Source organism: Alsobacter soli, from assembly GCF_003004785.1.
GTDB lineage: Bacteria > Pseudomonadota > Alphaproteobacteria > Rhizobiales > Beijerinckiaceae > Alsobacter > Alsobacter soli.
Genome location: NZ_PVZS01000003.1, coordinates 204,314 through 230,096, shown reverse-complemented (window position 1 = coordinate 230,096; position 25,783 = coordinate 204,314). Strand labels below are relative to the sequence as shown.

The 25,783-nt window shown below is 68.9% G+C and carries 25 protein-coding genes; 18 read left to right on the top strand and 7 right to left on the bottom strand.

The window, feature by feature from the left end:
• Nucleotides 1-166: 166 nt before the first annotated feature.
• The 5 genes from SLNSH_RS04105 to ygfZ form a co-directional block, all read right to left on the bottom strand.
• Complete coding sequence (locus SLNSH_RS04105) at nucleotides 167-1,159, bottom strand: NUDIX hydrolase (RefSeq protein ID WP_106335384.1); 993 nt, start codon at nucleotides 1,157-1,159, stop codon at nucleotides 167-169.
• A gap of 6 nt (nucleotides 1,160-1,165) precedes the next feature.
• The gene (locus tag SLNSH_RS04100) at nucleotides 1,166-1,678 is read right to left on the bottom strand and encodes a tyrosine phosphatase family protein (RefSeq protein WP_106335383.1); all 513 of its coding nucleotides are present in this window, start codon (nucleotides 1,676-1,678) and stop codon (nucleotides 1,166-1,168) included.
• A 41-nt stretch (nucleotides 1,679-1,719) separates the two neighbouring features.
• A complete protein-coding gene (locus tag SLNSH_RS04095; protein ID WP_106335382.1) occupies nucleotides 1,720-2,337 on the bottom strand; it encodes an HD domain-containing protein in 618 nt (205 codons plus the stop codon).
• Between the two features lie 279 nt (nucleotides 2,338-2,616).
• Nucleotides 2,617-3,225, bottom strand: a complete 609-nt coding sequence (locus SLNSH_RS04090; protein ID WP_106335381.1) for a DNA-3-methyladenine glycosylase I — start codon at nucleotides 3,223-3,225, stop codon at nucleotides 2,617-2,619.
• A gap of 94 nt (nucleotides 3,226-3,319) precedes the next feature.
• A complete protein-coding gene (gene ygfZ, locus SLNSH_RS04085; RefSeq protein WP_106335380.1) occupies nucleotides 3,320-4,192 on the bottom strand; it encodes a CAF17-like 4Fe-4S cluster assembly/insertion protein YgfZ in 873 nt (290 codons plus the stop codon).
• 100 nt (nucleotides 4,193-4,292) lie between these two features.
• On the opposite strand from ygfZ, the gene SLNSH_RS04080 reads away from it, so the two are divergent.
• Nucleotides 4,293-5,630 carry a dihydroorotase gene (locus SLNSH_RS04080; RefSeq protein WP_106335379.1) on the top strand — a complete coding sequence of 446 codons (1,338 nt, stop codon included), beginning with the start codon at nucleotides 4,293-4,295 and terminating at the stop codon, nucleotides 5,628-5,630.
• A 190-nt stretch (nucleotides 5,631-5,820) separates the two neighbouring features.
• Nucleotides 5,821-6,750, top strand: coding sequence for an N-acetyl-gamma-glutamyl-phosphate reductase (argC, locus tag SLNSH_RS04075; RefSeq protein WP_106335378.1), 930 nt, complete (start codon nucleotides 5,821-5,823; stop codon nucleotides 6,748-6,750).
• Between the two features lie 341 nt (nucleotides 6,751-7,091).
• Here argC and SLNSH_RS04070 read toward each other — a convergent pair whose 3' ends face one another.
• Nucleotides 7,092-8,078 (bottom strand): Tim44 domain-containing protein, encoded by a 987-nt coding sequence (locus SLNSH_RS04070; RefSeq protein WP_106335377.1) that lies wholly within the window; start codon nucleotides 8,076-8,078, stop codon nucleotides 7,092-7,094.
• Between the two features lie 317 nt (nucleotides 8,079-8,395).
• Here SLNSH_RS04070 and SLNSH_RS04065 point away from each other — a divergent pair, with 317 nt between their 5' ends.
• The 15 genes from SLNSH_RS04065 to SLNSH_RS03995 all read left to right on the top strand — a co-directional run bounded on the left by SLNSH_RS04065 (nucleotide 8,396) and on the right by SLNSH_RS03995 (nucleotide 23,621).
• Nucleotides 8,396-9,406 (top strand): 30S ribosomal protein S2, encoded by a 1,011-nt coding sequence (locus SLNSH_RS04065; RefSeq protein WP_106335376.1) that lies wholly within the window; start codon nucleotides 8,396-8,398, stop codon nucleotides 9,404-9,406.
• Between the two features lie 149 nt (nucleotides 9,407-9,555).
• Nucleotides 9,556-10,479: a translation elongation factor Ts gene (gene tsf / locus SLNSH_RS04060; protein ID WP_106335375.1), complete on the top strand. Its 924-nt coding sequence runs from the start codon at nucleotides 9,556-9,558 to the stop codon at nucleotides 10,477-10,479.
• A gap of 73 nt (nucleotides 10,480-10,552) precedes the next feature.
• The gene (pyrH, locus tag SLNSH_RS04055; protein ID WP_106335374.1) at nucleotides 10,553-11,266 is read left to right on the top strand and encodes a UMP kinase; all 714 of its coding nucleotides are present in this window, start codon (nucleotides 10,553-10,555) and stop codon (nucleotides 11,264-11,266) included.
• Nucleotides 11,267-11,488: 222 nt separating this feature from the next.
• On the top strand, nucleotides 11,489-12,049 hold the full coding sequence (gene frr, locus SLNSH_RS04050; RefSeq protein ID WP_106335373.1) for a ribosome recycling factor: 561 nt from the start codon (nucleotides 11,489-11,491) through the stop codon (nucleotides 12,047-12,049).
• 31 nt (nucleotides 12,050-12,080) lie between these two features.
• Nucleotides 12,081-12,851, top strand: a complete 771-nt coding sequence (locus SLNSH_RS04045; protein WP_245422039.1) for an isoprenyl transferase — start codon at nucleotides 12,081-12,083, stop codon at nucleotides 12,849-12,851.
• Nucleotides 12,848-13,702 carry a phosphatidate cytidylyltransferase gene (locus tag SLNSH_RS04040; RefSeq protein WP_158266668.1) on the top strand — a complete coding sequence of 285 codons (855 nt, stop codon included), beginning with the start codon at nucleotides 12,848-12,850 and terminating at the stop codon, nucleotides 13,700-13,702. The genes SLNSH_RS04045 and SLNSH_RS04040 overlap by 4 nt, the downstream gene beginning before the upstream one ends.
• 2 nt (nucleotides 13,703-13,704) lie before the next feature.
• Entirely contained in the window at nucleotides 13,705-14,886 is a 1,182-nt protein-coding gene (gene dxr / locus SLNSH_RS04035; protein ID WP_106335370.1) for a 1-deoxy-D-xylulose-5-phosphate reductoisomerase, read from the top strand.
• A 107-nt stretch (nucleotides 14,887-14,993) separates the two neighbouring features.
• Nucleotides 14,994-16,136 (top strand): RIP metalloprotease RseP, encoded by a 1,143-nt coding sequence (gene rseP, locus SLNSH_RS04030; RefSeq protein WP_106335369.1) that lies wholly within the window; start codon nucleotides 14,994-14,996, stop codon nucleotides 16,134-16,136.
• Nucleotides 16,137-16,353: 217 nt separating this feature from the next.
• Nucleotides 16,354-18,750, top strand: coding sequence for an outer membrane protein assembly factor BamA (gene bamA / locus SLNSH_RS04025; protein WP_106335368.1), 2,397 nt, complete (start codon nucleotides 16,354-16,356; stop codon nucleotides 18,748-18,750).
• 49 nt (nucleotides 18,751-18,799) lie between these two features.
• Nucleotides 18,800-19,864 (top strand): UDP-3-O-(3-hydroxymyristoyl)glucosamine N-acyltransferase, encoded by a 1,065-nt coding sequence (gene lpxD, locus SLNSH_RS04020; RefSeq protein ID WP_106335367.1) that lies wholly within the window; start codon nucleotides 18,800-18,802, stop codon nucleotides 19,862-19,864.
• Nucleotides 19,865-19,905: 41 nt separating this feature from the next.
• A complete protein-coding gene (gene fabZ / locus SLNSH_RS04015; protein ID WP_106335366.1) occupies nucleotides 19,906-20,370 on the top strand; it encodes a 3-hydroxyacyl-ACP dehydratase FabZ in 465 nt (154 codons plus the stop codon).
• 5 nt (nucleotides 20,371-20,375) lie between these two features.
• The gene (gene lpxA, locus SLNSH_RS04010) at nucleotides 20,376-21,176 is read left to right on the top strand and encodes an acyl-ACP--UDP-N-acetylglucosamine O-acyltransferase (protein ID WP_106335365.1); all 801 of its coding nucleotides are present in this window, start codon (nucleotides 20,376-20,378) and stop codon (nucleotides 21,174-21,176) included.
• Nucleotides 21,177-21,179: 3 nt separating this feature from the next.
• A complete protein-coding gene (locus tag SLNSH_RS04005) occupies nucleotides 21,180-22,022 on the top strand; it encodes an LpxI family protein (RefSeq protein ID WP_106335364.1) in 843 nt (280 codons plus the stop codon).
• Nucleotides 22,019-23,218, top strand: coding sequence for a lipid-A-disaccharide synthase (gene lpxB, locus SLNSH_RS04000; protein ID WP_106335363.1), 1,200 nt, complete (start codon nucleotides 22,019-22,021; stop codon nucleotides 23,216-23,218). The genes SLNSH_RS04005 and lpxB overlap by 4 nt, the downstream gene beginning before the upstream one ends.
• Nucleotides 23,219-23,357: 139 nt before the next feature.
• Nucleotides 23,358-23,621 (top strand): hypothetical protein, encoded by a 264-nt coding sequence (locus SLNSH_RS03995; RefSeq protein WP_106335362.1) that lies wholly within the window; start codon nucleotides 23,358-23,360, stop codon nucleotides 23,619-23,621.
• Nucleotides 23,622-23,724: 103 nt separating this feature from the next.
• Here SLNSH_RS03995 and SLNSH_RS03990 read toward each other — a convergent pair whose 3' ends face one another.
• Complete coding sequence (locus tag SLNSH_RS03990) at nucleotides 23,725-24,105, bottom strand: response regulator (RefSeq protein WP_280954450.1); 381 nt, start codon at nucleotides 24,103-24,105, stop codon at nucleotides 23,725-23,727.
• A gap of 266 nt (nucleotides 24,106-24,371) precedes the next feature.
• On the opposite strand from SLNSH_RS03990, the gene SLNSH_RS03985 reads away from it, so the two are divergent.
• Nucleotides 24,372-25,781 (top strand): sensor histidine kinase, encoded by a 1,410-nt coding sequence (locus SLNSH_RS03985; protein ID WP_106335360.1) that lies wholly within the window; start codon nucleotides 24,372-24,374, stop codon nucleotides 25,779-25,781.
• The last annotated feature ends 2 nt before the right edge of the window (nucleotides 25,782-25,783 follow it).

Genomic DNA, 25,783 nt, shown 5'->3' with positions numbered 1-25,783 from the left:
TTCTGATCCGACGTGAGGGGAGCGACTCGCAAAGAGGAGTAGACTGGATCATCCCAACGACGAACCGGGAGCCTGCCATGCTCGACAAGGCGGTCGATTGGATCTTCGTGATGGTGGTCCTGCTCTCGATGGGCTTCGTGTCGATCCTGCCCATCTGACCGGAGGGCTATCGCACGCCCACCTTGAGCCCCGGCGCCGGGCGCTCCTGGACCACCTCTCGCCTGAACCTGAACAGGGCGGCCGGACGGCCGCCCGTCGTGGCCGTCTCGCCCGTGGGCTCGACCAGGGCGGCGTTCTCCACCACCCGGCGGAAATTCTGCGTGTGCAGATGGCGGCCGGAGATGGCCTCCACCGTCTTCTGCAACGCCGTGAGCGTGAAGGTCGGCGCCAGCAGCTCGAACACCACCGGGCGATACTTCAGCTTGCCGCGCAGCCGGCCCATGGCGGTCGCCAGGATGCGGCGGTGGTCGAACCGCATGGGTTCGCCCAGGACGGGAAGGCTCGACCGGGCCAGCGCGGCGGGACGGCCGTCGCGCCGCGCCTCCTCGAGGATCCCCGCTTCATAAAGCAGTTCGTAGCGGTCGAGGACCTTCTCCTCGTCCCAGGCCAGCGGCTTGGGCGAGTCCGGCGTCGCTCCGAAGGCGAAGCGCAGCCGCTCGATGCGTCTCAGCGGGCGCTTGTCGCCCTCCGCCTTCTCGGAGGCGGCGTCCAGCGCCCAGTCGAACAGCGCGGGAAGGATCTGCGCGTCCAGAATGGCTGGACGACCCTCGCGCCAGTCTTCCCAGGGGAAAAAGGCGTACCAGGGCCGGAAGCGGGCGCCCTTGGGCAGGACGGACCGGCCATCCGCGAAGCGCGTCAGGGCGAGGTAACCGATGGAGATGACGTGGGCCTCGGTCTCGGGGTCGACGATCCGGCCCCGGTCCGCGAAGGTGTAGAGTTGCTCCACATAGCCCAGCCCGAGCCCGGACTGCTCCGTCACGAAGGCGCGCAGGCCGATCTCGAGCGTGCGGTGCGCCAGCGGATCGAAGCTGCCGGACGGCAGCCCGGCCAGTTCGCCGCGTTCGGAGCCCGCCACCAGGATCTGGGGCGACAGGCCGTCGATGGCCACCACAGCGGCGGCAAGGCCGATCTCGATCCCGCTTTCGATCGGACGCGCCATGCGGGATCAGTCCAGGGGAAAGCGGAAGGGGGTGTTCTCGAAGCAGTCGGCGCCGCGCCCGATCGCCGCGACCGCGTCCGCCATCCGGCCGCCCCGACCCAGGAGGTCGTCTGCGATCCGCACCAGCTTCGCGTTGGGAGTCGCCGATGGCGACAGCTCGCGCAGAAGCCTCGCCGTGGCGGCCTCGTCCCGCTCCGGCCTGAGCGCGCAGACCGTGATGAAGGCGGCAGCCGTGGAGCGGCTGACCCCCGCCCAGCAGTGGATCACCATGGGGGCCTGCTGGTCCCAGGCGCGAGCGAAGGCGAGCAGCTGCTCCACATGGGCGTCCGCCGGCAGGATGTGGCCGTCCAGCGGGTCCACGATGTCGTTCACGCCGATGAAGAGATGGCGCTCCGGCGCGATGGCGGCGGGGCGCTGAACCGGCGTGGCCGGATTGATCAGCGTCACCACGTGGCTGGCGGCGCAGGCCTCGACGGTCTCATGAAGGCGGGAGAGGGGCGTGACGTGGATGGCGGGCATGCTGTTTCCGGTCTGCGGCGCTCACAATAGGCCCGTTTCGCTCACACGCCACCTGTCCTTGCCTCGTCCAAGCGTCTGAAGCGGGCCAGAAAGCGGTCCTCCGCCTCGCCCGCGGTCCAGGGTTGGAGGAACTCATCCGCGTCGTCCGGCATGGCCGCGGGCCTGCCGAAGAATTTGGCCGCCTCGGCCTCCACGAAGCCGGCCAGTCGCGTGGCCTCCAGGTAGGCGGAGGCTTTGTCGGCCGTCTTCGCCAGGACGGCGACCGGCTTGGGGGCGGCGGGCGGGAGTCCGAAACGCAGGTGGATCGCCGACAAGAGCCGGTTCTCGATACCCTTGTAGCCGTCGCCCAGCACCGCCTTGAACGGCGAGATGATGTCGCCGATCACGTATTCCGGGGCGTCGTGGAGGAGGACGAGCAGCCGGGCCTCATGGGTGAGACCAGGGTCGATGGCGCCCGCGATGGCCTCCACCAGCAGCGAGTGCTGGGCGACGGAGAACACGTGCGGCCCGCGCGTCTGCCCGTTCCAGCGCGCCACCCGGGCGAGCCCATGGGCGATGTCCTCGATCTCGACATCGAGCGGTGAGGGGTCCAGCAGATCGAGCCGGCGCCCCGACAGCATGCGCTGCCACGCCCGCGGGGCGGTCTCACGCGGCGGCATGGGCGGGCCTTTCGCGATTGGCGGAATCACGGCGAAGAGTTCGTCGCGCGCCGCCCTGCCGACCGAGAACGCTCCCCGTCATCCCCGGCCGGAGCGCCGACGGCGCGGAGGGGAAGGGGATCCAGGGGCCCTGGCGCGAGCGTTGGGTGGCGCAAACCAGGGAAGGCCCGCGCGCGCCGGTCAGACGAACTGTCGAAGATGTGCGCGCGCCGCCCCTGGATTCCCTTCCCGCGCCTTCGGCGCGCCGGGGATGACGGGGGAGACGTTTGTGCGCGTTGCTCACAGCTTCGCCCCCAGCGCCTTCACCTCCTCGTGGCGGAAGCAGCCGACGTAGTGGTCATTGACCATGCCGACCGCCTGCATGAAGGCGTACACGATGGTGGGGCCGACGAAGTTGAAGCCGGCCTGCTTGAGCTCCTTCGACATCCGCCGGGCGGTTTCTGTTTCCGTGGGAACGTCGCTGCGGTCCCGCGGCGCATTCTGCTGCGGCCGGCCATCGAGGTGCTTCCAGAGGAAGTCGGAGAACGAGCCCTTCTCCATGATCTCCAGGTATGCGCGCGCGCTGCCGATGGTGGAGACGATCTTCGCCCGGTTGCGGATGATGCCCGGGTCCGCCATCAGCGCCTCGACCTTCTCCGGGCCGTAGCGGACGATCGCTTCGGGCCGGAAGCCGTCGAAGGCGGCGCGGAAATTCTCGCGCTTGCGCAGGATGGTGATCCAGGACAGGCCGGCCTGAAAGCCGTCGAGGATCAGCTTCTCGAACAGCGCCCGGTCGTCGAACTCCGGCACGCCCCAGTCGGTGTCGTGGTAGGCGACATAGAGCGGGTCCACCCCGGGCCAGGAGCAGCGCGTCTTGCCGTCGTCGTGCGTGATCAGGTGCGCGTTCATGGCCTGTTCTTAGCCCAGGATTCGCGCGGAGGGCAGGGGGCTGCTTCACCGTCAATGCAAGGAGCCTTCGTCGCTGCGCTCCTCGCAATGACGGCTACTCGGCCCCCGGCGCCTTGAAGCTGGCCCAGTCGGGCTTCACCAGCCGGATCGGCAGGCCGCCGGCGGTCACGGGGGCGCCGGCTGCCAGCGCGTCCTCGATCCGGTCGAGGCGGACGGATGCCAGGCCGCGGCCGCCGGGGGCGGTGGAGCCGATGCGGCCCGCGACCTTGTCGCCGGCCATCACTTCCGAGCCTTCCTCCGCGGCGAAGCCGCCGTCGAAGGCCACCGGGACGATGCGGGTTCGGGCCGTGCCGCGGTGCTGCATGCGGGACACGACCTCCTGGCCGATGTAGCAGCCCTTGTCGAAGTCCACGCCCCCGAGTTGGTCCATGTCCGCCTCGTGCGGGAAGGCGTCGCCATAGGCGAAGTCCTGGCCGCCGTGGGGGATACCGAGCGCGATGCGCCAGGCGCGCCAATCCTCGGCGGTCGCCGTGGCGAGGTCGGGAGCGCGCGCCGCGTCGGTGACGAGGCGGTCACCCAGCTGCGTATGCCGTGGGTCGGGATAAAGCACGCCGGCGCCATCGCCGCCTCGGTCGCCGCCCCAGTAGGCGACGACGCCAAGCGTGTCCGACAGGTCCTCGACGGAGACCTTGGCGCGTAGCTTGTACGTCGATAGGCGCTTCGCGAGATCCGGCGCGAGCGCCCGGGGGCAATCGAGCACGAACCCGCCGCCCATCTGCTCGCCGTCCGCCTCCGCGACGATGAAGTCGACGAGGATCTTGCCCTGGGGCGTCAGCAGGGCGGCGTAGCGCGCCCGGTCCACGGCCACCTTGTCCATGTCGCTGGTGACGAGCCCGTCCAGGAACTTGCGCGCGTCCTCGCCGGTGACGCGGATGACGCCGCGGTCGGTAAGATGGGCCGAGGGCATGGGCGAAACTCCTTCAAACGGACGCTGGCGGCTTGCGGCGGGCGCCGGGCTTACGTATGTGCCGCAGCAGGCGGATCAAGCCGCAACCGGGAGCCTCACCATGTCAGAGTCCTTCGACGTCATCTACGCGGGCGGAATCGTGGTGAACCAGGACGGCGCCGGCGTGCGCGACGTCGGCGTCCGGGGCGGACGGATCGCGGCCCTTGGCGACCTGTCCCGCGCGTCCGCCGGGGAGCGGGTGGACTGCACGGGGCTGCACGTGCTGCCGGGCGTGATCGACACGCAGGTGCACTTCCGCGAACCTGGGCTGGACCACAAGGAGGACCTGGAGACGGGCTCCCGCGCGGCGGTCATGGGCGGCGTGACGTGCGTGTTCGAGATGCCGAACACCAATCCGCAGACCACCACGGCCGAGACCCTGGCCGACAAGGTGGGGCGCGGGACGCATCGCATGCATTGCGACTTCGCGTTCTGGGTGGGCGGCACGCACGAGAACGTACGCGACATCCCGGAACTGGAGCGCCTCCCGGGCGCGGCCGGCATCAAGGTGTTCATGGGATCGTCCACCGGCTCGCTGCTTGTGGAGGATGACGCGGGCGTCACGGCGGTTCTCTCCGCCACGCGCCGAAGGGCGGCGTTCCACTCGGAGGACGAGGAGATGCTGCGCGCCCGCAGGGACCTGCGGGTCGAGGGCGATCCGCGTTCCCACCCGGTCTGGCGCTCGCCCGAGGTGGCGATGCGCTGCACGGAGCGCTTGGTGCGGATCGCGCACGCGACCGGCGCCCGCATCCACGTCCTTCACATCTCGACCGCGGAGGAGATGCGCTTCCTGGCCGGCCACAAGGACGTCGCCACCGTCGAGGTGACGCCGCACCACCTGACGATCGATGGCGACGAGGCCTATGCTCGCCTTGGCACGCTGGTGCAGATGAACCCGCCCGTGCGCGGCAAGGACGTGCATCCCGGCCTGTGGTGGGGCGTGGAGCAGGGCGTCGTCGACGTACTGGGCTCCGACCACGCGCCGCACACCCTGGAGGAGAAGGCGAAGCCCTACCCGGCCTCGCCCTCCGGCATGACGGGCGTGCAGACGCTCGTGCCCACCATGCTGGACCATGTCGCGAAGGGGCGGCTCTCTCTCCAGCGCTTCGTGGACCTCACCAGCGAGGGCCCGTGCCGCATCTTCGGGCTCGCCAACAAGGGCCGCATCGCGGCGGGCTACGACGCCGACCTGACGATCGTGGACCTGAAGCGGCGGGAGACCATCACCAACGCCTGGATCGCCTCGAAGTGCGGCTGGACGCCCTATGATGGCGTCCAGGTCACAGGCTGGCCTGTGGGCACGGTGGTGCGCGGCCGCCGCGTGATGTGGGAGGGCGAACTGGTCGGTCCTTCCACGGGCGAGGCGGCGCGCTTCCTGGAGGCGCTGCCGCGCGGTTGACAGGGCGGGGCGCCTGCGGCATGCAATCCGTATGTCGACGGCGCTCATCCTCACCGCCCTGCGACGTGCGGCCGCTCCGCGGCGTGCGCGACGATGAGCCTTGCTGGCTTCCGACGTCACGGCCGCGCCATCGAGCGCGGCTTTTTTGTTCGAGCATCCGCCGGCTGAGCGCCGGGGCAGGGGATCCGTCATGGTCAAGACAGTATTCATCGATGGCGAGGCCGGCACGACGGGGCTGGGCATCCGCGAGCGGCTCCAGGGCGTGGCCGGAGTCGAGGTGCGCAGCATCGACCCGGAGCGGCGCAAGGACCCGGCCGCCCGCATGGACCTGATGTCACGGGTGGACGCCGTGATCCTGTGCCTGCCGGACGACGCCGCCAAGGAATCCGCCGCGCTGGCCGCCTCCCTGGGCGACGCCGCGCCGCGCGTGCTGGACGCCTCCACGGCCCACCGCGTGGCGGAGGGCTGGACCTACGGCTTCGCCGAGCTTGCGCCCGGGCAGGCGGACGCCATCCGGCAGGCCAAGCGCGTGGCCAATCCCGGCTGCTACCCCACGGGCGGCATCGCGCTGATCCGGCCGCTGGTGGATGCCGGGCTCATGCCGGCCGACCACCCTGTCACGGTGAATGCCGTCAGCGGCTATTCCGGCGGCGGCAAGTCCATGATCGAGGCCTACGAGGCTGGCCGGGCGCCTGCATTCGAGCTCTATGGCCTGGGACTGGAGCACAAGCACCTCCCCGAGCTGCAGCGCTATGGCGGGCTCACGCGGCGGCCGATCTTCGTGCCGTCGGTCGGCGATTTCCGGCAGGGCATGCTGGTCAGCATTCCGCTGCATCTCGACACCCTGAAGGGCTCGCCCAAGCCGCAGAACCTCTGGGAGGTCCTGGCGGCCCGCTACGCGGGCTCGGAGCTCGTGTCGGTGATCCCGTCGACGGACCCCAGCGTCGCCGGCGGTAAGCTGGAGCCGGAGGCGCTGAACGACACCGACCGGATGGAGCTGCGCGTCTACGGCAACGAGACGCGGAGCCAGGCCGTGCTGGTCGCCCGGCTCGACAACCTCGGCAAGGGCGCCAGCGGCGCGGCGGTGCAGAACCTGAAGCTGATGCTCGGGCTGGCGTAAGGCGAATCCGTCATCCCCGGCGGCGCGCCCATGGCTGGAAAAGGTCCGGCCTTGGCCGCCACGGCGCGGGCCCTCTCCGCCGTCATCCCCGGCGCGCCGAAGGCGCGGGAAGGGGATCCAGGGCAGTGCGCGCAATGCTTGCCGCGCCGTCTATTGGAGGTCTGACCGGGACTTCAGAGCCGCGGCCCAGTCGCCTGGATCCCCTTCCCCTCCGCGGCTTCGCCGCTCCGGCCGACGATGACGGTGTCCGGGACTGAGGCGTGCGGCGACTGAGCGCGTCGCAACGAAAATGGCCGGGGCGAGCCCCGGCCATTTCACGTTCAGTTCTCTTGAAGGGGCGCTCAGCCCTGCTGCTGGATCGCCGACAGCTTCCAGCTATCGCCGGGGTCGCGGCGGAAGGTCCAGATCTCCGTGACCTCCTGCGGCCGGGTCGGGTCGCCTTCCACCACGCGCCCGCTGGCGCGCTCGAAGAGAGCGTTCACCACGGAGAAGCGCATGGCGACGGTCGCATAGTCCGCCGAGCCCTCGCGCCAGGCTTCCGCCAGGTCGCCCTGGAGCAGTTTCACCTCCTTCACGCGGTCGTGCAGGCCCTTTCGGGCATTGTCCGCCAGCTCCTGGCCGAAGTAGCTCGCCATCTCGGGCGTGGTGTAGCGGCGCAGAAGGCCTTCGTTCTCGGCGTCCCAGGCGGCGTTGACGTCGCCGAGCAGCTTTTCGAAAGCAGCGTAGTCCTGCGGGCCGATCTCGATCGGCGTCCCGGCCGGAGCCGGCTGCGGCTGGCCGCCGCCGAAGCCCATCCCGGACCCGCCGAGACCGCCCATGCCGCCGCCAAGCGCGCTGCGCTGGTAGCCGGCGTCGCCAGCGCCCGCGCCGGCCGCCGCAGGCGCGTTACGCGAGCGGAACCAGTTGATGGCGAAGCGCACGACGAAGAACACCAGCGCCAGCTGCAGCAGCAGGCCCAGAAACGACATGATTCCGCCCAGGCCGCCGAAGAAGCCGTGGCCGAACAGGGCGCCGAGAAGGCCGGCGCCGAGCAGTCCGCCCAGCAGGCCCGTGCCGAAGCCCGGCCGGAAGAAGCCGCCCGGACGCGTCGCGCCCGTGGCCTGCTGGCCAAACGAGGGCTGGCCGGGCTGGGTGATGGAACGCTCGATGGGGGCGGCGGTGCGCGGAGCCGTCGTTGTGGCCGGCGGGGCCGAGAACGTGCGCGATCCGCGGCTGCCGAAGCTGCCGCCGCCGCCGGGCCGGGCCTCCGCGGCTCCGAGGCCGAGCGCCAGGATCGCCGCAGCGGCGAAGAGGACGCGGCCGCGCCGCGAGGTCTTGAGTGTCGTCATGGTCCTACCAAAAGGGCCTTTCCATGGGCACGATGCCCACGAACGCAGCATATGGGAGGTCGGTTGCTGAATTTCAAAGGTAGGACGGTAAAGTGGCCCCAGCCTGCGCCGCTCCGGCCGGGGATGACGGCGAAAGAAGCGCCGATCAGTTAGGCAAGCCGTCCGGTTGGGGCCGCCCGCGCGCTTGCGCTTCGCGAAGGCCCCGACTATAAGCGCGCGCATTCCACACGCGGATCTATCGGCTTCGGCCGTTCCGGTGCCCGGGAGAGGTCTCCCGGCTCACTTGTCCGCGGAGGCTCAACCGGAGAAACACGACCATGGCTCTGCCCGATTACTCCATGCGCCAGCTCCTCGAGGCCGGCGCCCACTTCGGCCACCAGGCTCACCGCTGGAACCCGAAGATGCAGCAGTACATCTTCGGCACCCGCAACAACATCCACATCATCGACCTCGCGCAGACCGTGCCGATGCTGCACCGCGCGCTGCAGGCGATTTCGGATACGGTGTCCCGCGGCGGCCGCGTGCTGTTCGTCGGCACGAAGCGCCAGGCGGCGGACTCCATCGCCGACGCGGCTAAGCGTTCGGCCCAGTACTACGTCAACTCCCGCTGGCTCGGCGGCATGCTGACGAACTGGAAGACGATCTCCGGCTCCATCCAGCGCCTGCGCAAGGTGGACGAGATCCTGGCCGGCGGCGCCCAGGGCCTTACCAAGAAAGAGCGCCTGATGCTCTCCCGCGAAAAGGAGAAGCTCGAGCGCGCCCTTGGCGGCATCAAGGACATGGGCGGCGTGCCGGACCTGATCTTCGTGATCGACACGAACAAGGAGCAGCTGGCGATCCAGGAGGCCAACCGCCTCGGCATCCCGGTGGCCGCCATCGTCGACACGAACTGCAACCCCGACGGCATCGCCTTCCCGGTTCCGGCCAACGATGACGCCGGCCGCGCCATCGCGCTCTACTGCGACCTCGCTTCGCGCGCCGCCATCGACGGCATCTCGCGCGGCCAGGGCGCGCTCGGCATCGACATCGGCGAGTCCGAGGCTCCGGTCGAGGAGGCCCTCGAGACGGCCGACGCCGCTGCTCCGACGGGCGAGGCCTTCGAGCTGCTGGCCGCCCCGCGCGGCGCGCCCGACGACCTGACCAAGCTCACGGGCGTTGGCCCGCAGCTCGAGAAGAAGCTGAACGAGACCGGCCTCTTCCACTACTGGCAGTTCGCGGCCATGACCCCGGACGACGTCGCCAAGGTGGACTCGGCCGCCAAGCTCAACGGCCGCATCGAGCGCGATGGCTGGGTCGCCCAGGCTCGCTCGCTCCTCGAAGCCGCGTAAGAAAGCCTGCCGGCCGCCGGATGATCGCCCCATTGGGTGGTCACCCTGCGGCCCGGCGCAGGAATTGACGGGCGGCGTCCTACGGCGTCGTCGATCACGGGAGCGGTCGCCGTTCCCGTGTTTTCACATGATCGATCGAAAGGTGAACCATGGCTACGATCACCGCCGCTCTGGTGAAGGATCTGCGCGAGAAGACCGGCGCGGGCATGATGGACTGCAAGGCCGCCCTCGAGGCGAACGGCGGCGACGTCGAGCAGGCTATCGACTGGCTGCGCAAGAAGGGTCTGGCCAAGGCCGCCAAGAAGTCCGGGCGCGTCGCCGCCGAGGGCCTGGTCGCCGTCGCGGTGCGTGAGAACCGTGGCGTGGTGGTCGAGGTGAACTCCGAGACCGACTTCGTGGCCCGCAACGAAGAGTTCCAGGCGCTGGTGCGCACGGTCGCCGACGTGGCTCTCGAGAAGTCGGCCAATGTCGAGGCGCTGCTGGGCACGCACTACCCGGGCGGCGAGGCCACCGTGCAGGAAGCCATCAGCAACGCCATCGCCACCATCGGCGAGAACATGACCCTGCGCCGCGCCGCCGAGCTGCAGGTCGCCCATGGCGTGGTCGGCCAGTACATCCACAACGTCGTGGCTCCCGGCCTCGGCAAGATCGGCGTGATCGTCGCCCTCGAGTCCACCGGCAACACCGACGAACTCGCTGCGCTCGGCCGCCAGCTCGCCATGCACATCGCCGCCTCGAACCCGCAGGCCCTGGACGCCTCGGGCCTCGATCCGGCGGTGCTGGAGCGCGAGAAGGCCGTGCTGGCCGACAAGAACGCCGGCAAGCCCGCCCACGTGCTCGAGAAGATCGTCGAGAGCGGCCTGAAGACGTACTACAAGGAGGTCTGCCTCCTCGACCAGGCCTACGTCCACGACGGCGGCAAGTCGGTCGCCCAGGCCGTAAAGGAGGCCGAAGGCCGCGTCGGCGGGCCGATTGCGATCAAGGGCTTCCACCGCTTCGCCCTCGGGGAGGGCATCGAGAAGCAGGAAAGCGACTTCGCGGCGGAAGTCGCCGCCGCGGCAGGCCAGGCCTGATCGGCTTCGAACAAACGGCGGCGCCCAGCGCCGCCGTTCTTGTATTGGGAGCCCTTTTTCGCGGAGATAGCGCATGATCGTCGGCAAACGTGTTCTGGTGAAGCTTTCCGGCGAGGCTCTGATCGCCGCAGACGGCTACTGGCTGAACCCGCAGACGCTGACGACGCTCTCGCAGGACCTGAAGCAGGCGGCGGACGCCGGCTTCGAGATCGCCGTCGTGATCGGCGGCGGCAACGTGATCCGCGGCGCCAAGGTGGGCGCGGCAGGATGGATCGACCGGGCCACCGCCGACGCGATGGGCATGCTGGCGACCGTGATGAATTCGATCGCCCTGGAGAGCGCGCTGGAGAACGTGGGCGCCTCGGCCCGCACGATGTCGGCGGTTTCCATGCCGTCCATCTGCGAAACCTATGCGCGCCAGCCGGCGCTTCATCACCTGGCGAAGGGCAGGGTGGTCGTGCTCGGGGGCGGCACTGGCAACCCGTTCTTCACCACGGACACGGCCGCCGTGCTGCGCGCCATCGAGCTCAATTGCGACGCGGTGCTGAAGGCGACACAGGTGGACGGCGTCTACTCGGCCGACCCCAAGAAGGACCCGAACGCGACGCGCTTCGACGTGCTGTCGCACGACGAGGCCATCCAGCGCGACCTGAAGGTCATGGACACGGCGGCCTTCGCCCTGGCGCGAGAGAACCGCCTGCCCATCATTGTGGGCTCGGCCCACGGTCCCGGGGCGATCACGGCCATCTTGAAGGGTGAAGCCCCTGCAACCAGGGTGACGCCCTGAGGCCCCTCACCCCAACCCTTTCCCCGTGCCGGGGAGAGGGGCGCGCGACGGCGCCGTTCTTCCCTTCTCCCCGGCACGGGGAGAAGGTGGCGCGGAGCGCCGGATGAGGGGAACGCCTCTCGAATGGGACCATTCGCGGGCTCCGTCCGCCTCGGGCCTTGAACCTCGGCAGATGCGGGCGTAAGCCCATCCGTAACGGCAAAGAAGAATCCGGGTGTCACGATGAGTACGCAATTCGACCTCGCCGACATCAAGCGTCGCATGGCCGGCGCCGTGCAGGCCTTCCACAAGGACCTGTCGAGCCTTCGCACGGGCCGCGCTTCGCCCACTCTGCTCGACCCGATCCAGGTCGACGCCTATGGGGCGCTGATGCCGATCAGCCAGGTCGCGACCATCAACGTTCCGGAGCCGCGCCTGCTCACGGTGCAGGTCTGGGATCGTGGCATGGTCAACGCCGTCGAGAAGGCGATCCGCGACTCGAACCTTGGCCTCAACCCGGCCACGGAAGGCCAGGTGATGCGCATCCGCATCCCCGAGCTCAACGAGCAGCGCCGCAAGGAGATGGTGAAGGTCGCCCACAAATACGCCGAGGAGGCGCGCGTCGCCGCCCGGCACGTCCGCCGCGACGGCCTCGACCTCCTGAAGAAGCTGGAGAAGGACGGCCACATGTCGAAGGACGACCTCGACCGGCAGTCCGACCAGGTGCAGAAGGCCACCGACCAGACGATCGCCGAGATCGACGCCGCGCTGGCGTCCAAGGAAAAGGAGATCATGCACGTCTGAGGACGGCATGAGGAAAGCGCCGATGGTCTCCATGACAGAGACGGCCCTCGAGAGCCCTGCCGCGGACGCGGGTGGGGCCGCAGGCGCTCCCGCGCACGTCGCCATCATCATGGATGGCAACGGGCGCTGGGCGGCTGCTCGCGGGCTGCCGCGCTTCGAAGGCCATCGACGGGGCGTCGAGGCGCTGCGCCGGACGGTGCGGGCTGCGCAGGACCTGGGGATCCGGTATCTCACGGTCTACAGCTTCTCGTCCGAGAACTGGGCGCGGCCGGCTGAGGAAGTCAGCTTCCTCATGGGCCTGTTGAAACGGTTCATCCGCAACGATCTGGCCGAGATGCACCGCAACAATGTGCGCGTGCGCATCGTGGGCTCGCGCAAGGGCCTCGCGGAGGACATCGCGGCGCTGTTGGCCGAGGCGGAGACGCTCACGGCCGACAACACGGGCCTCACCCTGGTCGTGGCGTTCAACTACGGCGCGCGACAGGAACTCGCCGAGGCTGCCGCCGCGCTGGCGCGCGACGTGGCGGAGGGGCGCCTGAGCGCCGACGCGATTTCGCCGGAAGCCGTGTCGGCCCGGCTCTGGACGGCGGGGATTCCCGATCCCGACCTCGTGATCCGGACCTCGGGTGAGGTGCGGCTGTCCAACTTCCTCCTGTGGCAGGCCGCCTACTCGGAATTCGTGTTCACGCCCGTGCTGTGGCCCGATTTCGACCGGGCCGCCTTCGAGGCCGCCATCGCCGAGTACCGGGGCCGCGACCGCCGGTTCGGCGGATTGTCGGCGCGCGTCGGAGCCGGCGGGTGAGCGAGCCGGCCCGGGCTCCGGACCCGACGCCGCGCCGCGGCCCCTCCGAACTGCTGCTTCGCGTGATCTCCGGAATCGCGCTCGCCGCGTTGGCGCTCGTCACAGCATGGGAGGGCGGCTGGTCCTTCGGGCTGCTGTGGACATTGGCCGCCGTGCTGGGCCTTCGCGAATGGCTCACTCTGGTGGGCCTGTCAGGCGGCCGGCGCACGCTGGCGTGGGCCGTCGGCGGGCTGGCGATAGCCTTCGCGGGCGTCGTCGCCGAAACGTCGCCGCTGCCGTCGCCGCAGGCGTGGCTGGCTCCCGCCGTTGCGGGCCTGATCGCCATGGCGGTCGCGCCCACGAATCGGGTGTGGGCGGGCGTCGGCGTGCTCTACGCCGCTGTGCTGGCGATCGTGCCCATCGACCTGCGTGGCGACCCGGCCTTCGGGCTCGTCGCGATCCTGTGGGTCTTCGCGGTCGTGTGGGTGACGGATGTCGCCGCCTTCTTCGTCGGCCGCACGCTCGGCGGGCCGAAGCTGTGGCCGCGCGTGAGCCCCAAGAAGACGTGGTCCGGCTTCATCGGCGGCGTCACAGGCGGAACCCTGGCGGGGCTCGCCGTCGTGCATTTCGCGCGCACGCGCTGGGGCCTCGGGTGGGAGTTCGGCGGCCTTGCGCTGGTCGCGCTCACCTTGTTCGCGGCGGTGCTGTCCCAGGGCGGCGACCTGCTCGAATCCAGCATGAAGCGCCGGTTCGGGGCCAAGGACTCGAGCCATCTGATCCCGGGCCACGGCGGCGTGCTGGACCGGCTCGATTCATTCTGGGCGGTGAACGTGCTGCTCGCCATCTTCATGTACGCCATGGCCCGGGGCTGAGCATGGTCACGCGGGTCAGCATCCTCGGCGCGACCGGGTCCGTGGGGCGATCCACGGCGGACATCCTCGTCGCGCACCGCGACCGCTTCGCGGTCGAGGCGGTCGCGGGCGGGCGGGACGCGCCGGCGCTGGCGGACATGGCGAAGCGCCTGGGCGCGCGCTTCGCGGCGATCTCGGATGAGCGCGCGCTGCCGGAGCTGCGCGCCTGCCTGGGCGGGACCGGCATCGCCGCCGCGGGCGGGGAGGGCGCGGTCATGGAGGCCGCGCTCAGGCCCGCGGACATCGTGGTCGCGTCCATCGTGGGCGCGGCGGGGGTACGGCCGACGCACGCCGCCGTGCAGGCGGGGCGCACGGTGGCGCTCGCGAACAAGGAGTCGCTCGTGTGCGCGGGCGCCGCCTTCATGCGCGACGCGCGCGCGGGCGGGGCCACGCTCCTGCCCCTGGACTCCGAGCACAACGCGATCTTCCAGGCGCTGGGGCGCCACCGCCCGGACGAGATCGAGCAGATGGTGATCACGGCCTCGGGAGGGCCGTTCCGGACGTGGCCGGCGGGCCGAATCGCAACCGCACGGCGCGAGGAGGCGCTGGCCCACCCCAACTGGTCGATGGGGGCCAAGATCACCATCGATTCGGCTTCGCTCATGAACAAGGGCCTCGAGCTGATCGAGGCCCACCACCTGTTCGGCGTTTCGCCGGAGCGGCTGGGCGTCGTGGTCCACCCCCAGTCCATCGTGCATGGGCTCGTGTCCTTCAGCGACGGGTCCGTCGTGGCCGGCCTGGCGCTGCCCGACATGCGGGTGCCGATTGCGCACTGCCTCGGCTTCCCCGAGCGCCTCGGCACGTCCGCCCGCCGCCTGGACCTGGCGTCCATAGCGCGTCTCGACTTCGAGGCGCCCGACTTGGCGCGTTTCCCGGCCCTGCGCCTCGCCATGGAGGCTCTCGAGGCCGGTGCGGGCGCGCCGACGGTGCTGAACGCCGCCAACGAGGTCGCGGTCGCGGCCTTTCTGGGCGGCCGGCTTCGGTTCGGCGACATGGCGCCGTTGTGCGAGGCCATGCTGGATCGCTTTGGCGAGGCCCGCGACTCGGGTGTCCTGGACAGCGTGGAGGCGGCGCTGGCGCTCGATGCGGAGGTCAGGCGCGCGGCGGAGGCGTTGGTTCCTGCAGCCCTGAAATCGGCGCATTAACCAAATATTCACTCTGCCTCGACGTTCGTTCCCGTTCGCCGTATCTTCACCCCTGCCGGCGCATAACGTCGGGGATGCTTCGGCTTGGGCCACGTGAGGTTTTCGACATGACGGTTCTGGAGACGCTGGCCGGTTGGGCCGGGTCGCTTGGTGGCTACATCCTGCCGTTTCTTTTCGTTCTCGTCATCGTCATCTTCATCCACGAGTTCGGCCACTACATCATCGGACGCTGGTGCGGCATCCGGGTGCAGGCCTTCGCGCTGGGCTTCGGGCCCGAGCTGATCGGCTTCACGGATAGCCACGGCACGCGGTGGAAGATCTGCGCCGTTCCGCTCGGCGGCTACGTCAAGTTCTTCGGCGATTCGGGCGCCGCGAGCACCCCGGACGGCTCGGCCCTGCGCGCCATGACGGCGGAGGAGAAGGCGGTCAGCTTCCATTACCAGCCCGTGTGGAAGCGGGCGGCCGTGGTGGCGGCGGGCCCCGTCGCCAACTTCATCCTGGCCATCGTCGTGTTCGCGGCCATGAGCTACGCCTATGGCCGCCAGATCATTGCGCCCCGCGTGGACCAGGTGATCGAATCGAGCGCGGCGGCCAAGGCCGGCATGCGCAACAACGACCTCGTGCTTTCGATCGACGGCCAGCCGATCGAGAGCTTCAGCGACATGCAGCGGGTGATCTCAACCTCGCCCGGCAAGACCCTCACCCTCGTGGTCGAGCGCGCCGGCAAGGAAGTGACGCTGACCGCGACGCCCGAGCTGAAGGTGATTGACACGCCATTCGGCAAGCAGCGGCTCGGCATGCTCGGCATCCAGGCCTCGCGCGATCCCGCTGACCTGAAGTTCCAGACGCTGGGCCTCGGGGCCTCGCTGAAGAGCGCCGTCCAGGAGACGTGGTTCATCGTCGAACGCACCGGCGCCTATGTGGGCGGCCTGTTCGCCGGCACCGAGAGCGCCGACCAGCTGTCCGGACCGATTCGGATCGCCCAGGTCTCGGGGCAGGTCGCCACGGCGGGAATCGTCGCGCTCCTGAACCTCGCCGCGATTCTCTCGGTCTCGATCGGACTGATCAATCTGGTGCCTGTTCCGCTGCTCGACGGCGGTCACCTGCTGTTCTACGCCTTCGAGGCGGCGAGGGGCCGGCCGCTCAGCGAGCGTACGCAGGAGTTCGGCTTCCGGGTTGGGCTCGCACTGGTGTTGATGCTGATGCTTTTCACGACCTTCAACGACGTCGTTCACCTCGTTTCCCTCTGAACTTTCCCGCTTTTTCAGAAGGCCAGCCAGCAAGCGGCTGGCCTTCATTAACCATGCGGTAAGTGTCATCGAAGCCACGCGCCCCCGGATTTAGCGGCTGCTGCGCATTCGTCATTTGCAGTGCGGCTGAAACTTGGTAGATGCGTCGAGTAGCTTGGGACATCCGGCCTGCCTGTGGGGGCTGCCGGAGAGATAAGAAATAAGGGCGGGTTCCTCGATGGCTTTCGAGACTGGCGGATTGCGGCGCACGACGCGCGCGCTCCAGCAGACGGCGGTGAGCATCGCCCTGGTGATCGCGATGGGGGCTCCGGCTTTCGCTCAGAGCGTCGTTGTCCAGGGCAATCGTCGGGTGGATGCGGAGACGATCCGCTCCTACGTCAACGGGCAATCTCCCGAGCAGGCGCGCCAGGACCTGATGGCGACGGGCCTGTTCTCCAGCGTGAGCGTCTCCCAGCGCGGCGGCCAGATGGTCGTGTCTGTGCGCGAGAACGAGGTGGTGAACCGCGTCGTTTTCGAGGGCAACAAGAAGCTCAAGAGCGACGCGCTCACCCAGGAAGTTCAGACCAAGGCGCGTGGACCCTACAGCCAGGCGACCATCGACGCCGACGTGCAGCGCCTGAAGGAGATCTACAGCCGCGGCGGTCGCAGCCTCGCGTCGGTCACGGCCCGCACCGTGCCGCTCGACAACGGCCGCGTCGACGTGGTGTTCACCATCAACGAGGGCGACAAGACCGGCGTGAAGTCGATCGAGTTCGTCGGCAATCGCGCCTACGGCTCTGGCCGCCTGCGCGACCAGATGACCACGACGGAGAGCAACTTCCTCTCCTGGCTGAAGACCTCGGACGTCTACGATCCGGACAAGATCCAGTCGGACCTCGAGCTCGTCCGGCGCTTCTACCTGAAGCACGGCTATGCGGATTTCCGCATCGTGGGCACGGACGTGCAGTTCGACCAGGCGGCCGGCGGCTACCGCATCGTCGTCACGGTCGACGAGGGCCAGCAGTACCACGTCGGCCAGGTCGGGGTTGAATCAAAGATCCCGGACGTCGATGCGGATCGCCTTCGCGGCAAGGTCCGTACGGCTTCGGGCGACGTGTACAACGCCGAGGACGTCGAGAAGACCCTCCAGTCGATCACGACCGAGGTCGCGAGCCGCGGCTACGCCTTCTCGCAGGTGCGCCCGCGTGGCGACCGCGACCCGGCGACGGCGACGATCAACCTCAGCTACGTGGTCGAGGAAGGTCCGCGCGTCTACATCGAGCGGATCAACATCCGCGGCAACACCCGCACGCGCGACTACGTCATCCGCCGCGAATTCGACGTGGGCGAGGGCGACGCCTACAATAAGGTGCTGATGGACAAGGCGGAGCGCCGCCTGAACAACCTCGGCTACTTCAAAAAGGTCCGGATCTCGAACGAGCCCGGCTCCACGCCCGACCGAGTCGTCGTGAACGTGGACGTCGAGGATCAGCCCACGGGCGCCTTCGCGGTCTCTGGCGGCTATTCTACGTCGGACGGCTTCATCGCCGAGGTGTCGGTCACCGAGACCAACTTCCTGGGTCGCGGCCAGTACGTGAAGCTCGCGGCGTCCACGGGCCAGTATTCCAAGGGCGTCGAGTTCTCGTTCACCGAGCCGTACTTCTTGGATCGCCGCATGGCGGTCGGCTTCGACCTTTTCGCCAAGCAGAGCGACAACACCCGGTACTCGTACTACGAGAACCGGATGACGGGCGGCACCATCCGCCTCGGCTTGCCGCTCACGGAAGAGGCGAGCGTGCTGTTCCGGTACTCGCTGTACAATCAGGACATCAAGATCCCGAATACCTACAGCAAGCCGTTCAACGACTGCTGGTATCCGCTTGATGCGAGCCTCGGCTATCCGGGCTGCTTGTACAATGGCGAAGCCTCGCTGGCCCTCAAGGAGTCGGCTGGCTCCTACCTGACGTCCGCCGCCGGTTACACGCTCAACTACAATACCCTCGACAACAACAAGAACCCGCGCGCCGGCTACTATGCGGAAATTAAGCAGGACATCGCCGGCCTCGGCGGCGATTCCCGGTGGATCCGTACGACCGGCGAGGCCCGGTTCTATCGCGAGCTGAGCGACGATTTCGTCGGCATGGTCAAGCTGCAGGCCGGCAATATCCATGCGCTCGGCGGCAAGGATCTGCGCATCACGGACCAGTTCTTCCTGGGCCCGAGCCTCGTGCGTGGTTTCGCTCCCTCGGGCATCGGCCCGCGCGACGCCGCCGATCCGAAGAACAACGCGTTGGGCGGCACGACCTATTTCGGCGGGTCGACCGAAGTGCAGTTCCCGATCTTCGGCTTGCCGCGTGAGCTTGGGTTCAAGGGCGCCGTGTTCGCCGACGCCGGTACGCTCTACGGCTATGAGGGTCGCAAGGACTTCAGCGGCATCATCCCGCCCTCGGCCGTCGCTGGATACCCTGCGACTGTGAGCGTGATCGACTCCCACAAGATCCGCTCGTCCGTGGGTGGCAGCTTGCTCTGGCAGTCGCCGCTCGGCCCGATCCGCTTCGACCTCGCCTACCCGATCTCCAAGGCGCAGGGCGATCGCACCCAGGTGTTCCGCTTCTCGGGCGGCACCAGCTTCTAATGACGGGCGCCCCGGCCACGCAGGCCGGGGCGCACCCGTCGGATGCATGATGACAGACCCCGTTTTCTTTAAGCTCGCCGCCCCCATCACGCTGGCGGATATCGCGGCTCTGACGGGGGCGAAGCTTCCCGAAGGCGCTGACGCTTCCCTGGCTATCGAGGCGGTTTCTCCGCTCGACTCGGCTGGTCCTCGCGACCTCGCGTTCCTGGAAAATCCGAAATACGTGGGCGAACTCGAGACGACCCGGGCTCTGGCCTGCCTGGTCGCTCCGAAATTCGCCGCGCGCGTTCCCGCCAATGTGGTGCCTCTCGTGGTGGGGCAGCCCTATCGGGCCTGCGCCATGGTCACGGCGAAGCTGTTTCCGGAGGCCATGCGCCCGGGCTCCAGCTTCGGAGCCAGCGGCATCGCCCCCGGCGCTTTCGTGCATCCCGAGGCGCGCCTTGAATCGGGCGTGACGGTCGACCCTGGCGCGGTAGTCGGCCCTGGGGCCGAGATCGGCGCCGGGTCGGTGATCGGCGCCAACACGGTCATCGGGCCGCAGGTGCGCATCGGCCGCCAGTCCTCCATCGGTCCGAACGTCACCATCCAGAACGCCCTGATTGGCGACCGGGTGATCATCCATCCGGGCGCACGCCTTGGGCAGGACGGTTTCGGCTTTGCGATGGGGCCGCAGGGGCACCTCAAGGTGCCGCAGGTCGGCCGCGTCATCATCCAGAACGACGTGGAAATCGGCTCCAACACCACGATCGACCGCGGGGCGAACCGCGACACGGTCGTGGGCGAGGGGACTAAGATCGACAACCTCGTGCAGATCGCCCACAACGTGGTGATTGGCCGCCATTGCGTCATCGTCGCCAATGTCGGCATTTCCGGCAGCACCACCCTTGGCGACTTCGTCGTGCTGGGCGGGGCAGTTGGGACGGTCGGGCACGTGCATATCGGGACCGGCGCGCAGATCGCAGGGGCCAGCAACGTGGCGACCGATGTGCCGGCGGGCGCCCGGTGGGGCGGCACGCCGGCCAAGCCGATGCGCCAATGGGTGCGCGAGTTGACGACGCTCAGCAATCTTGCGAAGCGGAAAAGCAGCGGCGCGCCGCAGGAAGACACCGACTAAGGCGGCGCCAGCCGACCTCGACAAGACAGAAGGCCTTGCCGATGACCGAGACGGAATCCACGACGCTGGCGACGGCGGACATCATGCGGGTCATGGACCTGCTTCCGCACCGCTATCCGTTCCTGCTCGTCGACCGCATCATCGAGATGAAAGGCGACGAGAGCTGCATCGGCATCAAGAACGTCACCATCAACGAGCCGCAATTCCAGGGCCATTTCCCCAATCGGCCGGTCATGCCGGGGGTTATGCTGATCGAGGGCATGGCGCAGACGGCAGGAGCCCTGTGCGTCAACGCCAAGCTCGGGACGTCCCGGCCGAAGGTCGTGTACTTCATGACCATAGACAAGGTGAAGTTCCGCAAGCCGGTCGAGCCGGGCGACGTCGTCGAGTACCACATGACCAAGCTGCGCCAGCGCGCCAACATGTGGTGGTTCGGCGGCCAGGCCAAGGTGCAGGGCAAGGTGGTGTGCGAGGCCGAGCTCAGCGCCATGCTGGTGACCGAGTGAGCGCAGTGACACAGATTCATCCGACGGCCATCATCGAGCCGGGCGCGGAGCTCGGCGAGCGCGTGCGCATCGGGCCTTATTGCATCATAGGCGCGGACGTCCGGCTGGGTGACGACAGCGAGTTGATCAGCCACGTCGTCCTGGCGGGGCGCACGACCATCGGGCCGCGGGCCAGGATCTTTCCCTTCGCCTCCATCGGTCACCAGCCGCAGGACCTGAAGTTCCACGGGGAACCCTCGACGCTGACGATCGGCGCGGACTGCATGATCCGCGAGAGCGTGACCATGAACCCGGGCACCGAGGGCGGGGGTCTGGCCACCGTGGTGGGAGACAAGTGCGTCTTCCTCACGGGGGCGCACGTGGCGCATGACTGCCGGGTCGGCAACAACGTCATCTTCTCGAACAACGTGATGCTGGCCGGGCATTGCACAGTGCAGGACTTCGCCATCATCGGCGGCGGGGCGGCCGTGCACCAGTTCTGCCGGATTGGCGCCCACGCCTTCATCGGCGGGCTCTCCGGCGTCGAGAACGACGTCATTCCGTATGGCATCGCCATCGGGAACAGGGCCCACCTGGCGGGCCTCAACATCGTGGGGCTGAAGCGCCGCGGCTTCTCGCGCGAGGTGATCCACGATATTCGCAAGGCCTATCGGCTGCTGTTCGCCGACGAGGGCACCTTGCAGGAGCGCGTCGAGGACGTGGCTGCCAGCTTCGAGGGCCACGGCGTCGTGCACGAGATCCTCGACTTCATCCGCGAGGGCGGCAACCGGTCCATCTGCACGCCACGCGACGCCCAGGAGGGCTGAGCCGTGGCGCCCGCCGAGGGCCCGGTCGCGATCGTGGCTGGCGGCGGCCGCTTCCCCGCCGAGGTGGCGGAGGCTGTGCGCGCAACCGGGCGCGAGGCCCTGGTCATCGGCTTGCGCGGCTTTGCGCCGCGGCGCATCGCGGGAAAGCGGGTCGCCACAGTCGACATGCTGGATCCAGCCGGGCTGATCGGCCTGTTGCGCGAGGCGCGGCCGGCTTGCGTCGTGCTCGCGGGCGCCGTGACTCGGCCTGGGCCCCTGGCGATCTCATCCGTCTTTTCAGCTTTCCGCAATCGCGAGGAGCTCGCGCGCATCCTGTCGAGTGGCGACGACCGGATTCTTCGGGGCGCCGTCGCGCTGCTCGAAGAGAACGGCTTCCGCGTGGTCGGCGCCCAGGAGGTCGCGCCGGGCGTCCTGGCGCCCGAAGGCGCGCTCACGGCTGCGCGTCCCACGGTGGCCCAGGAAGCCGACATCGCGCTCGCCACGGACCTGCTGGCCGTCACCGGGCGATTCGACATCGGGCAGGGCGTTGTGGTCAGCGGCGGGCGCGTGCTGGCCGTGGAGGGCCCGGAGGGCACCGACGCCATGCTGGACCGGGTCGCCCAGCTCCAGCGCAGCAGGCGCGTGCGCCTCGACGGCGGGGGCGGGGTGCTCGTGAAGCGGCCCAAGCCGGGGCAGGACCTGCGGGTGGACCTCCCGGCGCTGGGCCCCCGGACGATTGCGAAGCTCCGGGCGGCGGGACTCTCCGGGGCGGCCGTGGAGGCGGGCGGCGTGGTGCTGATCGACAGGGCCGAGACCGTGCGGGCGGCGGACGCCGCCGGCCTGTTCCTGGTGGGGCGGCGGGCATGAGCGCGCCCATTCCCGGGCAAGCCGCGGGCGCAAGCCCGCCGGAGCCGCTCAGGGTCGCCATGGTCGTCGGCGAGCACTCGGGCGACCAGCTCGGCTTCAAGCTGATGCGGGCGATCAAGGCCCGGCTCGGGGCGGACGGCGTCAGGTTCTCGGGCGTGGGCGGGGAGGCCATGGCGGGCGAGGGCCTGAGCAGCCTGTTTCCGCTGTCCGACATCGCCGTGATGGGCATCCTGCCCGTGCTGGCGCGGCTGCCGACCATCATTCGGCGCGTCCACGCGACCGTCGACGCCGTGCTTGCGGCAAGGCCCGACGTGCTGGTGATCATCGACAGCCCTGATTTCACGCATGCCGTGGCGAAGCGGGTGCGCAAGAGGGCGCCGGGCCTGCCCGTGGTGAACTATGTGAGCCCCAGCGTATGGGCCTGGCGGCCGGGACGGGCGCGCAAGATGGCGCGCTACGTGGACCAGGTTCTGGCGCTGCTGCCGTTCGAGCCGGACGCGCATCGGCGGCTCGGTGGGCCGGCCTGCGCCTATGTGGGGCACCCGCTCATCGAGCGGCTGGACGAATTGCGCCCGTCCGCGGCGGAGATGGCGCGGCGACGGGCGGAGCCGCCGGTGCTGCTGATGCTGCCGGGGAGCCGGCGCTCGGAGATCGGCCGGCTTCTCGAGCCCTTCGGGCAGGCGCTTGAACGCCTGGCGGACCAGGGCGTCGCGTTCGAGGCGGTGCTGCCGGCAGTGTCGCATCTGGAGCAGGCGATCCGGGCTGCGGTGGCGGGCTGGCGCGTGCAGCCGCGGATCGTGATGGGGGAGCGCGACAAATACGCGGCCTTCCGCCAGGCGCGGGCGGCCCTGGCTGCGTCCGGGACGGTGACGCTGGAGCTGGCGCTTTCAGGCGTGCCGATGGTGGTGGCCTACCGGGTGTCCAAGCTGGAGGAGCAGCTGAAGCACGTCATCCAGGTTCCCTCCATCGTGCTGCCGAACCTGATCCTGGGCGAGAACGCCATTCCGGAGCTGCTGCAGGAGGCGAGCGCGCCGGAGCGCCTCGCCGCGGCTCTCGGGCCGTTGCTGCGTGACAGCGCGGAGCGTCAGGCGCAGGTGACTGCCTTCGAACGCCTGGACCAGAAGATGATCCTGCCGGAAGGGGACACGCCGAGCGAACGGGCCGCCGCCGTCGTGCTCCGGGCGGCGGGGCGCTGAGCCAGCCGGGAAAGTCTCCCCTCGTACGTGCAATTCAGGATAGCGAGCTGCCATTCACGATCTTGAAAGATGTCATGTGGCTTCCTTGTGACGCAAATCGAGCTTCCCGCGGGGGCGGGGGCCCGCTCAGGAGGCAGGCATGAGCATCAACGCCGCTCAATCGGATATCACGCGGCAGCGGGACGCGGTTCTCAAGGAAGGCATGCGGTCTATGTGGACGCATGCGCTGGGCCGGACGGTGCTGGATCTGGCCCGCGTCGGCGAACTCGACGCGAAGCATCTGCTCGCGGAACTGGAGCGGCGGCTTTCTGACGCCAAGCACGAGCCGGCGCAGGCGTTGCGCATGGAAGCCTTCGACGAAGCCCTGTCGCGGCTGCGCGAGGCGCTAGCGGAGGCCGCCTGAGCGACTTGCCGAGCCGGTCCGGAAAGGTCCGGACGATCCCCCACCACAACGGAAAGGCCCGCAGATGCGGGCCCTTTTTGTGTCTGCCCGCTACGCGGCCGCCTCAGGCGGCGTCCGACGTGGCGGATAGCATTGCGCGGATCTTGTAGGGCAACAGGCGCCAGTTCACGGGCTTGCTGACGAAGGAGGCCGCGCCGAGCGCATGCGCTGCATCGATGGAGGCCAGATCCTTCCGGCCGCTGATGACCAGCACCGCCACCTTGGCGTGCGTCGGCGACAACCGGACCTGACGGAGCAGCGCGAGCCCGTCCAGCTTGCCCATGTCGATGTCGGTCATGATGAGGTCGAAACGTCCTCCGGAAAGCAGGTTCAAAGCCTCCTCGCCGGAACGGGCGACGTGTACCTCCGTATTGGGGTTCTGCAGAAAGCCTTTGGCCATCTCGCCCATCAACGGGTCGTCGTCAACAACCAGCAATCGCTTCATGTACCGCACCATTTCGCCGTGCGAAGCAGCCCCTCGGCCAGATGGATTCGTGATCCTCCCCAGCCTTTGCTCGCTCGTTCGCTCGCGCGCCTCTGACGGGCGCACCGAAGACCTTGGAAGCAAGATGTTTCCAAGTCCTTACGGGTTTTCCCTCACTCAACCTGCGATGGATTGGTCGTCGGCTCTTGAATGGGTGAGTGTGTGACTGCAGACTACAGGCAAAATTGCCGCTGGCCGATGATTTCCCGAGGGACGGTGACGCCGGAATGGATGGTGACCTGCTGCGCCGGCTCGCCGCAAGCGAAGAGCGGCTTCGGCTCGCCCTGGAAGCGACCGGCGTCGGGATCTGGGACAACGACATCGAGCGTGACGAGCACACGTGGTCGCCGGAGTTCCGCGCCATTCTCGGCGTTCCTTCCAATGTTCCAGCCCACCGCGACCTGTTCGCTGACCTGATCCACCCGGACGACCATGGGTGGGTAATGGAGCGCTACCGCAGCTCCTACGCTCCCGGCGGACCTGATCACTACGGCGCCGAATTCCGAATCTTTCGGTCAGACGGAGCCGTGCGGTGGGTCGTGGCCCGTGGTCGCATCCTTCGCGGTGACGGCGGGGTGGCCGTGCGCGGCGTCGGCACGCTTCACGACGTCACGGAGCGCAAGCTCGCAGAACTGGCTTTGCGCGCCAGCGAAGGCCGGCTCCGGGCGACGCACGAGAATGCGGCCGTGGGCATCGCGGAACTCGGCGCAGACGGGCGCATCAAGTCCGTCAACGAGGCCCTGTGCCGGATCACGGGCTATTCCCGCGCGGAAATGTTGGACGCGCCGATCTTCACCTTCGTCTCCGGTTCCGAATTCGCCAGCCAGGATGAGGAGCTCTTCTCGCAGCAGCGCGCCGGGGTCATCCCGAGCTATCAGCTGGAGAAGAAAATCAGGACAAAGGGCGGGGAGGAGCGCTGGACCCACGTCTCCAGCACGAGCGTGCGCTCCCCCGACGGCGCCTTCATCTACGCCGTGCGGGTCGTCCAGGACATCACGGAGCTCAAGCGGTTCTCGGCCCAGCGGGAGATGCTCCTGGCCGAGCTGAACCATCGCGTGAAGAACAGCCTTGCCGTCGTGCTGGGCATGATCACCCAGACCAGCCGAAACGCGGCGTCCTTCGCCGACTTCCGCGCCGCGATCGAGGGCCGCATCATGGCGCTCAAGCACTCCTATGACCTGCTCAGCGACTCGAGCTGGGATGGAGCCGACCTCGCCACGCTGTTGCGGACCGAACTGGAAGCCTTCGGCTTTGCCGACCCGGTTCACTGGCGCGTGACGGGCGGGCCCGTTCATCTTGGGCCGCGCCAAGTGGTGCCTGTCGCGCTGATCCTGCACGAACTGGCCACCAACGCCGTGAAGCATGGGGCTCTGGCGGCGCCCCACGGCGAGGTCGCGGTCGACTGGCGGGTCGAAGGAGAGCCGGAGCCGAGCCTGATCCTGCGGTGGCGTGAATCCGTGAGCTCCGACAGCGCGCCCGCGCCGGAGACCAGTGGACGACGGGGTTTCGGCTCGACTCTCATCGCGCTCTGCATCGAGCGCGAACTGCACGGCGGCTACTCCGTGGTCTACACGCCCGGGCTCGACGCCCAGTTCACGTTCCCGCTGGCCGCACGCGAGCTTCCAGACGCGGGTTGATC

What these genes read in the sequence shown, in the direction of transcription:
- SLNSH_RS04105 (WP_106335384.1), bottom strand. Translation starts at nt 1,159, where the DNA reads ATGGCGCGTCCGATCGAAAGCGGGATCGAGATCGGCCTTGCCGCCGCT.
- SLNSH_RS04100 (WP_106335383.1), bottom strand. Translation starts at nt 1,678, where the DNA reads ATGCCCGCCATCCACGTCACGCCCCTCTCCCGCCTTCATGAGACCGTC.
- SLNSH_RS04095 (WP_106335382.1), bottom strand. Translation starts at nt 2,337, where the DNA reads ATGCCGCCGCGTGAGACCGCCCCGCGGGCGTGGCAGCGCATGCTGTCG.
- SLNSH_RS04090 (WP_106335381.1), bottom strand. Translation starts at nt 3,225, where the DNA reads ATGAACGCGCACCTGATCACGCACGACGACGGCAAGACGCGCTGCTCC.
- ygfZ (WP_106335380.1), bottom strand. Translation starts at nt 4,192, where the DNA reads ATGCCCTCGGCCCATCTTACCGACCGCGGCGTCATCCGCGTCACCGGC.
- SLNSH_RS04080 (WP_106335379.1), top strand. Translation starts at nt 4,293, where the DNA reads ATGTCAGAGTCCTTCGACGTCATCTACGCGGGCGGAATCGTGGTGAAC.
- argC (WP_106335378.1), top strand. Translation starts at nt 5,821, where the DNA reads ATGGTCAAGACAGTATTCATCGATGGCGAGGCCGGCACGACGGGGCTG.
- SLNSH_RS04070 (WP_106335377.1), bottom strand. Translation starts at nt 8,078, where the DNA reads ATGACGACACTCAAGACCTCGCGGCGCGGCCGCGTCCTCTTCGCCGCT.
- SLNSH_RS04065 (WP_106335376.1), top strand. Translation starts at nt 8,396, where the DNA reads ATGGCTCTGCCCGATTACTCCATGCGCCAGCTCCTCGAGGCCGGCGCC.
- tsf (WP_106335375.1), top strand. Translation starts at nt 9,556, where the DNA reads ATGGCTACGATCACCGCCGCTCTGGTGAAGGATCTGCGCGAGAAGACC.
- pyrH (WP_106335374.1), top strand. Translation starts at nt 10,553, where the DNA reads ATGATCGTCGGCAAACGTGTTCTGGTGAAGCTTTCCGGCGAGGCTCTG.
- frr (WP_106335373.1), top strand. Translation starts at nt 11,489, where the DNA reads ATGAGTACGCAATTCGACCTCGCCGACATCAAGCGTCGCATGGCCGGC.
- SLNSH_RS04045 (WP_245422039.1), top strand. Translation starts at nt 12,081, where the DNA reads ATGACAGAGACGGCCCTCGAGAGCCCTGCCGCGGACGCGGGTGGGGCC.
- dxr (WP_106335370.1), top strand. Translation starts at nt 13,705, where the DNA reads ATGGTCACGCGGGTCAGCATCCTCGGCGCGACCGGGTCCGTGGGGCGA.
- rseP (WP_106335369.1), top strand. Translation starts at nt 14,994, where the DNA reads ATGACGGTTCTGGAGACGCTGGCCGGTTGGGCCGGGTCGCTTGGTGGC.
- bamA (WP_106335368.1), top strand. Translation starts at nt 16,354, where the DNA reads ATGGCTTTCGAGACTGGCGGATTGCGGCGCACGACGCGCGCGCTCCAG.
- lpxD (WP_106335367.1), top strand. Translation starts at nt 18,800, where the DNA reads ATGACAGACCCCGTTTTCTTTAAGCTCGCCGCCCCCATCACGCTGGCG.
- fabZ (WP_106335366.1), top strand. Translation starts at nt 19,906, where the DNA reads ATGACCGAGACGGAATCCACGACGCTGGCGACGGCGGACATCATGCGG.
- lpxB (WP_106335363.1), top strand. Translation starts at nt 22,019, where the DNA reads ATGAGCGCGCCCATTCCCGGGCAAGCCGCGGGCGCAAGCCCGCCGGAG.
- SLNSH_RS03995 (WP_106335362.1), top strand. Translation starts at nt 23,358, where the DNA reads ATGAGCATCAACGCCGCTCAATCGGATATCACGCGGCAGCGGGACGCG.
- SLNSH_RS03990 (WP_280954450.1), bottom strand. Translation starts at nt 24,105, where the DNA reads ATGAAGCGATTGCTGGTTGTTGACGACGACCCGTTGATGGGCGAGATG.
- SLNSH_RS03985 (WP_106335360.1), top strand. Translation starts at nt 24,372, where the DNA reads ATGGATGGTGACCTGCTGCGCCGGCTCGCCGCAAGCGAAGAGCGGCTT.